This window comes from Flavobacterium sp. (assembly GCF_027533505.1).
Lineage (GTDB): Bacteria > Bacteroidota > Bacteroidia > Flavobacteriales > Flavobacteriaceae > Flavobacterium.
The window spans coordinates 32,281-43,724 of record NZ_JAPZUB010000005.1; the positions used below are offsets into that span (position 1 = coordinate 32,281).

The 11,444-nt window shown below is 32.3% G+C and carries 6 protein-coding genes; all 6 read left to right on the forward strand.

Annotated elements, in window-relative coordinates; translation table 11 throughout:
• Positions 1-697: 697 nt before the first annotated feature.
• A complete protein-coding gene (locus O9316_RS01685) occupies positions 698-913 on the forward strand; it encodes a helix-turn-helix transcriptional regulator (RefSeq protein ID WP_298205172.1) in 216 nt (71 codons plus the stop codon).
• Between the two features lie 2 nt (positions 914-915).
• Positions 916-3,189, forward strand: coding sequence for an N-6 DNA methylase (locus O9316_RS01690; protein ID WP_298205170.1), 2,274 nt, complete (start codon positions 916-918; stop codon positions 3,187-3,189).
• On the forward strand, positions 3,189-4,547 hold the full coding sequence (locus O9316_RS01695) for a restriction endonuclease subunit S (RefSeq protein WP_298205169.1): 1,359 nt from the start codon (positions 3,189-3,191) through the stop codon (positions 4,545-4,547). The genes O9316_RS01690 and O9316_RS01695 overlap by 1 nt, the downstream gene beginning before the upstream one ends.
• A 3-nt stretch (positions 4,548-4,550) precedes the next feature.
• Entirely contained in the window at positions 4,551-6,035 is a 1,485-nt protein-coding gene (locus O9316_RS01700; protein WP_298205168.1) for an AAA family ATPase, read from the forward strand.
• Positions 6,032-6,634, forward strand: coding sequence for a hypothetical protein (locus tag O9316_RS01705; RefSeq protein WP_298205167.1), 603 nt, complete (start codon positions 6,032-6,034; stop codon positions 6,632-6,634). Before O9316_RS01700 ends, O9316_RS01705 begins: the two co-directional genes overlap by 4 nt.
• A 352-nt stretch (positions 6,635-6,986) precedes the next feature.
• Positions 6,987-11,306, forward strand: a complete 4,320-nt coding sequence (locus O9316_RS01710; protein WP_298346918.1) for a T9SS type A sorting domain-containing protein — start codon at positions 6,987-6,989, stop codon at positions 11,304-11,306.
• Positions 11,307-11,444: the final 138 nt, after the last annotated feature.

The window sequence follows — 11,444 nt, forward strand, 5'->3', positions numbered from 1 at the left end:
TTGATATTGGCTTTGGCCATCCCGAAAGCTTCTCAAGAAACGACTCAGTAGCTCAGCTTCTTAGTAGCTATCCCAACAGTGCTATATTAGTGCTATATTAGTGCTATATCTGTGCTATATCTGTGCTATATCTAAGGAGGCGCGTTGTAACATTACAGGAAAAAACGGATAGTTGATGTAGATGTAGTGCCGTTTGAGGGCGATGAAGACTTAGATACTAGGTGTTGATAATCTTTTTGTTTGAAATATTTAGCCGATTTAGGGTCATTCGAGTATCAAGACTACAACAATTTACACGCATATTAGTGTAAGTGCTGTGAATAAAATTATCAGTCCCTTGGATCAGATTGCCGAACAAGAATAGGAGAAAAAAAGCGAAGACAAATTGAAACCTAAGAAATAGTTACATATATTTGAAGATATTTACTAGTTACAAGCAAGCCTAAAAGACCGACAACTCGACAAAAAACCGACAGAAACGCAGGACGAAAATGCCAACGCTTCGCAAAATTAAAAGAGGTGTTTTGCCAACGCACCTGCCGACACAAAAACACCACATTTAATTTTGCCCAACCGCACCCAAGCCCACCCACCACCCTACAAATAGACAGAGATAATTTTCACATATTCAGACAATTCATAGAAAGAGTTACTTACTAACGAAAAGTTGATATATTTGCATCAAATGCCGATTAATATGAGCAAGAAAGCAATTAACAGATTAAAAGCAGTTTTAGCTGAACAGGGCAAGACTAATAAATGGCTTGCAGAGCAATTAGAAAAAAACGAGACAACAATTTCTCGTTGGTGTACAAATGAAGTTCAGCCTTCTATGGACAATCTTGTTGCAATTGCTTCACTCTTAAAAGTTGATGTAAGAGAATTAATTAACTCAACTAAAACGACAAAGTAGTTATGCAAGTAGAAATCAAGAACAATAAAATAAGAGTGCCTTTAAAAGGCAAAGATGAATGGTTAGTTCTTAAACCCGAAGAACAAGTTCGTCAAGAATACATTTGCAGACTTGTAAATAATTATGGCTTTGACCTAGAGCAAATGGCTCAAGAAATCCAAGTGAGCAATTCTCAACGTGGACAAGGCAGAGCAATGGCTGACATTGTAATTTGGAAAAACGTAAAAGACAAAAGAGAAAACAACAGTCCGATAATAGTTGTAGAATGTAAAGCTGAACACATTACAGTTCGTGAAGAAGATTATTTTCAAGGTTACAATTACGCATCTTGGGCAGGTGCTGACTTTTTCGTTACGACCAATCTAAAAGAAACAAGAATTTTTAAGGTTGTTAAAGGTAAAATCCCAAAGAAACTTGAAGAAGTTGTAAATATTCCTGATGCTAAAACTGTTAATGACGAGAAGAAAATAAACGAGTTATTAAAGCAGACAAAAGCATTTACAAGGGACGAATTTTCAAAACTACTTTTCAAGTGCCACAACATTATTCGTAACAACGACAAACTATCACCAGAAGCGGCATTTGACGAAATTAGCAAAATCCTTTTCATTAAAATTCGTTACGAAAGAAGTAATTCCGAAAATCAAATTTTCTCAAAGGAAGCTTTCAAGAATGACAAAGCAAGTTATGAGAAATATAAACCAAAAGACGGCAAAGACTTCTATCAATTTTTGTTTGAGCAAACAAAAGAAGATTTCAAAGATGATGACCTTTTTGAGCAGACAGAAATCATAAGAGTAAGAGAAAATAGTTTTGAAGCAATCGTTGAAGAATTGCAGATTTACAATCTTTCCACAACATCTGATGATGTAAAAGGTATTGCCTTTGAGCAATTCCTTGGTAAAACATTTAGAGGTGAATTAGGACAATTTTTTACACCTCGAACAATCGTAGACTTTATTGTGGATGTCTTAGACCCACAAGAAAGCGAAATAATTTGCGACCCTTGTTGCGGTAGCGGTGGATTTTTAATTAAGGCTTTTGAATATGTAAGAGCAAAAATTGAAAATGAAATCCATTTGGCAAAAGAAAAAATCAAGTTGGAATATTATGATGCAGCATATGAAAAATTAAGCGATAAAAAGAAAGCCGAAATCGATGAAACGGTGAATGATTTGTTTTCTAAACTTAATGCTGAACTGGACATCAACAATCCAAAGAGCAGAATAAGGGAATTAAGTTATGACTGCATTTTTGGGACAGATGCTAATCCAAGAATGAGCCGAACTGCAAAAATGAATATGATTATGCACGGTGACGGACACGGTGGCGTACATCACAATGACGGTCTTTTGAATGTAAATGGAATTTTTGAAAATCGTTTTGATATAATCCTGACCAATCCACCTTTTGGAAGCAGGGTTGAGAAATCATTGAAAATAACAGAAGCCGACAAATACACAGACATTGAAAGAATTAAAAAATATCGTAAAAGATACGGAAGTGATTACGATGAAGCATTAAAACAAGTAAACGACAATATTGATAAACCATTATTGGATTTATACGAAACTGGCAGTATGAGTTCACTTACAGAAGTGTTGTTTATTGAACGCTGTTTGAACTTGTTGAAGCCAGGCGGTAGAATGGGTATTGTATTACCCGAAGGTGTTTTGAATAATACCAACTTACAAAAAATTAGAGAATATGTAGAGAGTAGAGCCAAAATTTTGCTTATCACATCAATTCCTCAAGATGTTTTTATCGCAAGTGGTGCAACAGTAAAGCCAAGCTTGCTATTCTTCAAAAAATTCACAGAAGAAGAAGCGAAAAAATGGAAATCGGTTTCTGCTAAAGCAGAAAAAGATATTGCGAAAAAATACGAACCTAAAACAAAACCAATCCTTATTAAACTTGAATTGAAAGGTAAAGAAGCACCAAGCAATGAGGAGAAAAAGAAATTAAGGGCAGAATTAAAGCAAATTGAAGATACAATTCTATTTGAAATTAAAGCCCAAATCAAAAAAGAGTTCAACTATCAAATTCCTATAGCAGAAGTTGAAAAGGCTGGAATAAGCAGTACAGGTTCACAAATAGAAAACGAGTTAGAGCCCTTAGCTAAAGAGTTTAGAATATATCGTGAAAAGAACAAACTTTGGACTACCTATATAAAAGAAATCAACTACCAAATTGCAGACGAAGAAATTGGAAGAGTAAGAATAGTTGATGGTGTAGTTTCTGAACCCGAAGTATTCTACAATAAATCTAAGTATTAATGGAAGGTTCAGTGCACTCATATTTAAAATTTATTGCGTTTCCAGAATTTAATCTTTGGGACGTTAAGGCATATACATCAAAAAAAATCACGTCCAAGTTCCCATTAGTCAAATTAAATAATTTATTATCTACTGACAAAATGGAATGGGTCGAAATTGAGGATGATAAGGAGTACCCTATTTTAGGAGTTAGGGCTAATGGTAAAGGTGTATATCTTAACCGCATTGCTAAGGGAAGTGAACTTACAATGAAAAAATATCAAAAGTCCAAGGTAAATTATCTATTTTATTGCAAAGTAAGAACTGTTAATGGTCAATGGGGTGTTGTATATCCTGAATTTGAGAACACATACGGTTCAAGTAATATGCAATATCTGAAGATTGATGAAACAAAAATTAATTTTAAGTATTTTGAATTATTACTGTCAATCAAGAAATTAACTGACGAATTTGATAAAAATGCAGTTGGTGCTGATGGTAGACATTTTACATTGAAAACCCTACTCTCTCTTGAAATTCCTTTGCCATCTCTAAGGGAGCAAAACATAATTGTAAACAATTATTCCAACCAGATTAATAACGCTGAAAAACTCTTACTTGAGGCTAGTGATTTGGAAAACGAAATCGAAAGATATTTATTAAATGAGTTGGGGGTTAAAGTTAATTCAACTATTGAAAAAAGCAGCCTTTTGCAATTTATTAATTTTGAAGAAACAAATCGCTGGGATACATTATTTCTATTAGGTAAAATCCCAACATTAAAATCCAAATATCCTCTTGTCAATTTTTCAAAGGTGATTAAGTTCTTTAACAAAGACCATAGCAATAAAAGTATTCGGGTTGATAGTTCTAAATTTCCAAATGAAGAATTTAGATATATTGGAATGGAGCATATTGAAAAAGAAACTGGTAGATTATTGGATATGCCAATAGTTAAAGGGAAAGAAATCAAAAGTCAAACCATTAAAGTTCCTAAAGACTTTATTGTTTATGGCAAATTAAGACCCTATCTGAACAAATATTGGATTAACCAAACGGAGTATGATAACATCATTTGCTCATCGGAATTCTTCGTATTCGATATTGATAATGGAATAAATAAGTTATTCTTTAAAAATGTTTTATCATCAAAAATTATTCAAGACCAAATTTCTGATAAAACAAGTGGTGCAAGAATGCCTAGAATCAACGAGGAAATCTTTTTCAATTTGCAATTTCCACTACCGCCAATTGAAACTCAAAATATAATTGCATTGAATATATCCAACCTTATATCCAATATTGAAAAATCTAAGGTTGATGCTGGCAATTTAAGATTAGAAGCTGAACAAGTATTTGAAAATGCAATTTTTAGCTAGATTATGAGAATACTTTCAGTTAACATCGAAGGATATAAAATATTTAATCCAAGCCCAAAGATTACACTAGGAAAGGACATTCAATTGCTTATTGGGGTTAACGGCTCAGGCAAATCAACCGTTCTAGAAGCTGTTGCAATAATATTTTCTCAAGTAAAAGAATATTGTGAAAATCCTAAGACTAGAGAACGTAAATTCAATTTCAGTATAGAATATTCTTTTAACCTTTCTGAAATAGAAGAAGAAACCACTAATACACAAAAAACTAACCTATCTATTAACCACATATTTCTTTCTTCCTCAAAAGAAACAGGGTTAGAGTTTTCAATGTATGTAAACAAAAAGGAGGTTACAACACCTCAGGAAATGTATAAATATTTACCTGACAATCTGATTTTCTATTATGCGGGTGCTTGCAATACTTTAGAAGAAATAATTGATAAAACAGAAGACGAACAAGCAAAAGATCTGTATGGTAAAACAAACGAAAAAAATATTTCTAAAGTAATAGAAAGCATAACAAAAAACATTATCTACATACGCAAAGATTATTATCCATTACTTTTTGCGTTAAATTTCATTGATAGAGATTTGTCGTTACCATTGAACGGAAAGAAATTTACAATTAAAAATATTCGTTTCGATATAAAACAATTTAGATACACTAAGAACACTGATTATAAAAACTTATTTAAACTAACGGGATTTTTAAGAACTTATGCAGACAATCTTTTGAAGCATTCGTTCGGAGTAGAATTTGACGAGGATAATAGTATTGCTTTTTTTAATGTTGATTATCACAGAGGTTTACTCGAAGCTATTGAAGAATTGCCAAACTTAACGGAAGACCAGAGGTTTAATCAGACAAGATTTTTGGCCTTTCATTTTATAAGTTTGCTTTTTAGAATCGGTTTCATTAAAAAAATAAACATATCAATTTCGGATGAAGATGGAAATGTTTATCTCATTGATGATTTCAGCGAAGGTGAGCAACAATTAATAATTTTAGATTCCATTAAAAAGGTGCTTTGCCAAAATAATACTGTCTTATTTCTTGATGAACCAGACTCATATCTTCATCCTCAAAGACAAAGAGAACTTATACCATATTTAAAGGATATTTTCACAGAAAGCTTTACTCAAGTAATTGCTACAACACATAGTCCATTTGTTGCACAGTCTGTAGACATTGAGAATATTCTTGTTTTTAGTAAAAAAGGTAAACCTTCAACTCATAAAGAGGATATTCTAAGCTATATCTCAATAAATAATGAGTTGTTTGGTATTCATAGCGAATATAGTATAGAGATTGAAACTAAGTTAAAAGAGTTTCAAAAAATGGTTGCTAAAATAATTTCAAAAGACAATGAATTGAATGATAGTTTTTATTCACTCAGAGACGAACTAAATACATTTGGGGAGGCTGTTAGATTTATCACAAGCTTTGAAACCCGTAAATTAATTTCAAATGGTATTGAAGTTTTATGAGGAAATTTAGAAAAATAAAATCACCTGAGTATTTAAAATCAAATTGGAAAATTTGGGGTATTGAATGGAAATTACAATATAGAGACCCTAATAGAAATAATACTTTTAATTGGAGAGGTCATTGGGAAGATTTAATTTTAAATTATTTAGGTCTATCCACACAGTTTCATTGTTCTTTTTGTGATATTGATAATATAACTGTTGGTGCTGCTGCAACAATTGAGCATTTTAAACCAAAACATAAATTTTTCAGTGTTGCATACCATTATAATAATCTATACAGTTGTTGTGGTGAATGTCAAAAGAAAGGTAAGCGATATAGTACTTTATTGATAAAACCAGATTTGCCAATTTATTCTTTTGAAGAGTATTTTGAAATAGATATTAGTAATGGCGAGATTAATCCAAACCCAGCAAAACCATTACTAAATAGACAAATGGCTGAAAAAACTATAGAATTGTATAAACTAAATAATGGAGACAAGCCAAGATTACGACTTAAATCTCTCAACTTATATATTTCTAGTAATCCCACAATGCATATTGACAATTATTCTTACCGTTTTTTTATTGAAGAATTTATCAGAATTACTACTTAAATCAGCAAACGCTTTTGGTGGCACATTTGTATTTTTTTTTCAACGCACAGACCAACGCTAAAAAAATCCAAAAGAGCCACTAAGCCAACGCACCAAGACACTGCAAAATATGGACAGATCAACAACGACAGACAGAAGGCCAGCTTGTAACAGGCGTTTGGCAAAAAAGCGGGTTCAGTGGTTAATTGAACATTCTACCTCGTATCAACTTTTGTGCTGGGTTGACAATTTAGTGCTTCGAAATCCGCTTCTTCGCCAAGCGCCAAAACGTTACAAGAAACCTTCGAGCTACACTAAACGCAAAGAAACTGTATAAAAAATTATGACAATTTAAAAACTAAAATCAAAAAAAATGAAAAAACAACACAAACTATTACTGCTCTTTATTATTTTGACAAGCTTTTTCAAAGGCTATTCACAAGAATATGAAGTAAATCTTTCACCCGAAGGAAAGTTAGAAACAATTTATGATAATCAAGGAAATCAATTTAAACTTAAAGATATTTTAATTAATGCTCCAAAAAATTCTGGAATTTTAACCACCACTAGTTTAACTTGTTCAACAACTTCTTACTTCAACTTATATTTTGAACCAGGTTGCGGAATGGAAGACACAACAAATCCAACACACAATGCTCGACGTGCGGTAATGTGTAAAGTATTTGAAGACATATCTAACTTTATTACTTCACCTTTATCAACTACTGGTAACAAAGTAAATATTTGGGTTAGAAATATCGCAAATTTAAGTGTGCCATCAGGCACATTAGGATTAGCCTCTTCATATTATCTTCCCACACCAAATGGTGGAGGAATTTTAGATGGTGAAATATGGAAAACTATTCATTTAGGGGTTGACTCGTACACAAATGTTTTAAATGGAACAAACCTTTTCTATCACGGTAGAGTTGCTTTTAATTTTAACGACCCAAGTATAAATTGGAATACCAATCTATCTATAAATTCACCAAGTAATTTATACGATTTATATACTGTTATTTTACACGAAGTTGTTCACTCATTAGGATTTAATAGTTTCATTAATCAAAATGGAGGGTCAATTGACCCTTCACCATATTATAGTAGATATGATACTTTTTTACGAACTAATAATAATATCCCACTACTCACAATTGGTAGTTGTAATATGTATGATGTTAGTTTCAATTCAGCTGTTTCTCCAACTGTATTAAGACCCGGATGTACTTTACCAAACAATATAAGCTCTGGTGTACTCAACAGCACTATTTGTAATAATGCCATAAAATATGTAGGATCTTCAACAGTTCCTGTTTACACTCCAACATGTTTTGAACAAGGGAGTAGTCTAAGCCATTTTGAAGATATGCTTTATCCTACTTGTGCTTCTCCTTATGGTAACGATAGTTACTTTGTTTTAAGTAATGTAAATCTTTTAGGAACAACTAAGCGTTATTTAAAACCCGAAGAACGGAATGTACTTTGCGATATTGGTTATAATGTAAAGACCACTTTTGGAACAAGTTCAACAATTGGTGGTTTTTTTAATTATGGGGGTACTACCTGTGCTGGTATTTCTGTTGCTGGTATAAATGATGGATTAAATAGTAATGGTTCATACAATTTTATTGGTAATATTGCAACTATTGGAGGAATAAGCAACAATGTGTCTATTACAAACCTATTAGCAAATGATATTAATGCAACTAGCTTTGAGTGTTTACAAGATATTTCATCACCATTAACAACATCAATATTAAATACATCAGGCACAAATACAACGATATCAACATTCACAACTACTACATCTGGTTTACACATATTGAGATATATTCCAGTAAATGGCTCTAAACGTGGTAACATTACATATGTGTATGTTTATGTTATAGCTCCATTTACTCCTGGACAATGTTCAGCAGTTCCTAATACTTGTGATTTAATATTAAATGGTAATTTTGAACAATTTTCAAACTTACCAACCGCAACTTCTCAAATCCCAAGAGCATGTGGTTGGACTACACCTTTTCCAACCTCATCATTACAATATACTTCATCATATTTTAACACAAATGTTGTTGCTGGGACAACTCCACAATCATTTCATGTAGATATACCATGCAACTTTTTTGGTTTTCAAAACTCCAATAATAATATTGGTAATGGATATGCGAATATTTATACTTCAAGGTTTGCAGGTAAACAACATTTACTCACAAGACTAAAATCACCTTTATTACCTAATACCAATTACCAATTAAGTTTTGATGTTTCACTATCAGAAGGTAGAAGTAATTTTGCAAGCAATTTACAAGTTTATCTTTCAAATACAACTGCTATTTCATTTAATACAGGAACTAATTTTGAGATGAATACAGTTCCAAATCCAGCTATGCTTTTTACTTCCCCAACAATTACAAGAAATATTAATGGATGGGATACTATTACATTTAATTTTACAAGTACAACTGGCGGTGAAGAATTTTTATATTTAGGTTTGTTAAAAAATGTCATTTTAAGTTCAAATGTTCCGTCAACTAATACCACATGTAATTTGAGTGACTCTACAACAAATACATTTGCAGAACAATTAAGTTATTATATTGACAACGTATCATTAATTCCTACCAACGGTGCAGTTTTAAATTTACCTGCATCAATTTGCAGTACTCAAAATTTAAATGATTTATCTATATATTTAAGTGGTACAACTGCCAATGGTGTTTTCTCGGGTACTGGTGTTACTTTGGCAAACGGCGTTTATTCCTTCAATGCTTCAGTTGCTGGAGTAGGCACTACCACAATTGGATATACTTTTACAAATAGTAGTGGATGTACAACAACTTTATACGATACTATATCAATCACTACTACTTCTTCCAACACGATTGTTGTTGATGCTATTAACGATAACTTCTCTAGCATGCCAATAATTGGTGTATCAGGTGGTGTTACAACAAGCGTATATGCTAATGATTTATATAATGGCACAGCTTCAAGTTCAGCTTCATTACCAAATGTCAATTTTTCTTTGGTTACTCCTTTATCCATAGTTGGTGCTACAATTAACAGTTCTGGTCTTATTTCAATACCAGCTGGTACACCAGCTGGCACCTACACACTAACATATAGATTGAGCTCAATAGGTAATTGCAGTTTCTCTGATACAGCAAATGTTACTATAGTAGTTACAAACAATAACACTACTCCAAACCTTGTTGCAGGTATTAGAGCCAATAATGCTGTAAATCACATTGAACTTCAAAGCACAAATAAATCTATAATATCTGGCTCTTTTACCACTTATAATAATCTTGCAACTCCAAGAATAGCAAGATTAAATACTGATTTAACTTTAGACCAAACATTTGTAACTGCTGGTCCAAATCCTTCAAGTAATCCTCCAATGGATATGGTCATACAGTCTGATGACAAAATAGTTTTAACAGGTTGGTTTACTGGATTTAGTGGTGGTTCAAATGGTTTTGGAATCGCAAGACTTCTTTCAAACGGTGCTTTAGATACAAGTTATAATATTGGAGGTTCAGGCACATCCGCAAATACTGGATATACTAATAATATGCCTTACTCACTTGCTATACAAGCCGATGGTAAAGTACTATTAGGTGGAGATTTTTACTACTATAATGGTGTGCAAAGGTTAGGTATAGTTAGAATTAATACTAACGGTTCAATTGATACGTCATTTAACCCAACTACATTAAACACTTATTATAGAAGTGTTGTAACAGGAATTACAATACAACCAGACGGTAAGCTAATATTATTAGGTTTCTTTAGTCCACCTACAGCTGGCGCTACTCAAAAAAATATAATACGATTAAATGCTGATGGTTCTTTAGACTCTACATTTACTGCTGGAGAAACCGCAGGCTCACAATCATATAATGGTACTTTAGGTGTTTCTTTATATTCTCCAATAGCAAAAGCAGTTGTTCAACCTGATGGCAAGATTATCATTGCAGGTGCTTTTAATAAATACAATAGTAACAATGTAAATAGTATTGTCCGATTAACCTCAACAGGAGATATAGATAATAGTTTTAACACTGCTACTGGTGTAAATAGGGCAATTAATGAACTTATTCTCGAACCAACTACAAACAGACCAATTATTGGCGGCGAATTTACTTTATTTGGTTCAACAGCAGTAAAAAAATTAATTCGATTAAATACTAATGGTTCTTTAGATACTTCTTTTAGCATCGGAACAGGTACAACAGATACTCCAGTTTCAGGGTGTACTTATTGCTCAAATTATGTCAAGGCATTAAAACAACAACCTGATGGAAAAATAATAGTAGGTGGAAAATTCACAACTTTTAATGGTTTATCAGCAACAAACATTACTAGAATTTTTGGTTCAGCAGGTGTACAAGCTAAAGGAAGTGCAATCGAGTATCAAAGTGAACCAGAAATTGATACCAACCCAAATTATTATCCAATTACAATTTATCCTAATCCAAGTAAAGGCATTTATAATATAGATTTATCTCAAGTAAAAGAACCTAGTACAATTACTATATACAATATTTTAGGAGAACTTGTATATAGCCAATTACTAGCACCACAAACAGAAAATCAAATAGACATTTCAAATTTAGCAAATGGCTACTACATTGCAAGGATTAAAAATGAGTCATTAGACACAAACAGAAAACTAATAAAATATTAAGGCTATGGTCTAATTAATATACGGTAAATTTATTATGTTTTTAAATTCATACCATGCGGAGAATGATGTAGCTATTAACAACACGGTTTTCTTTAGCGGACTTTGACTTTCATTTATGATTGATTTTAGCGCATACCA

What these genes read in the sequence shown, in the direction of transcription:
- O9316_RS01690 (WP_298205170.1), top strand. Translation starts at nt 916, where the DNA reads ATGCAAGTAGAAATCAAGAACAATAAAATAAGAGTGCCTTTAAAAGGC.
- O9316_RS01685 (WP_298205172.1), top strand. Translation starts at nt 698, where the DNA reads ATGAGCAAGAAAGCAATTAACAGATTAAAAGCAGTTTTAGCTGAACAG.
- O9316_RS01700 (WP_298205168.1), top strand. Translation starts at nt 4,551, where the DNA reads ATGAGAATACTTTCAGTTAACATCGAAGGATATAAAATATTTAATCCA.
- O9316_RS01695 (WP_298205169.1), top strand. Translation starts at nt 3,189, where the DNA reads ATGGAAGGTTCAGTGCACTCATATTTAAAATTTATTGCGTTTCCAGAA.
- O9316_RS01710 (WP_298346918.1), top strand. Translation starts at nt 6,987, where the DNA reads ATGAAAAAACAACACAAACTATTACTGCTCTTTATTATTTTGACAAGC.
- O9316_RS01705 (WP_298205167.1), top strand. Translation starts at nt 6,032, where the DNA reads ATGAGGAAATTTAGAAAAATAAAATCACCTGAGTATTTAAAATCAAAT.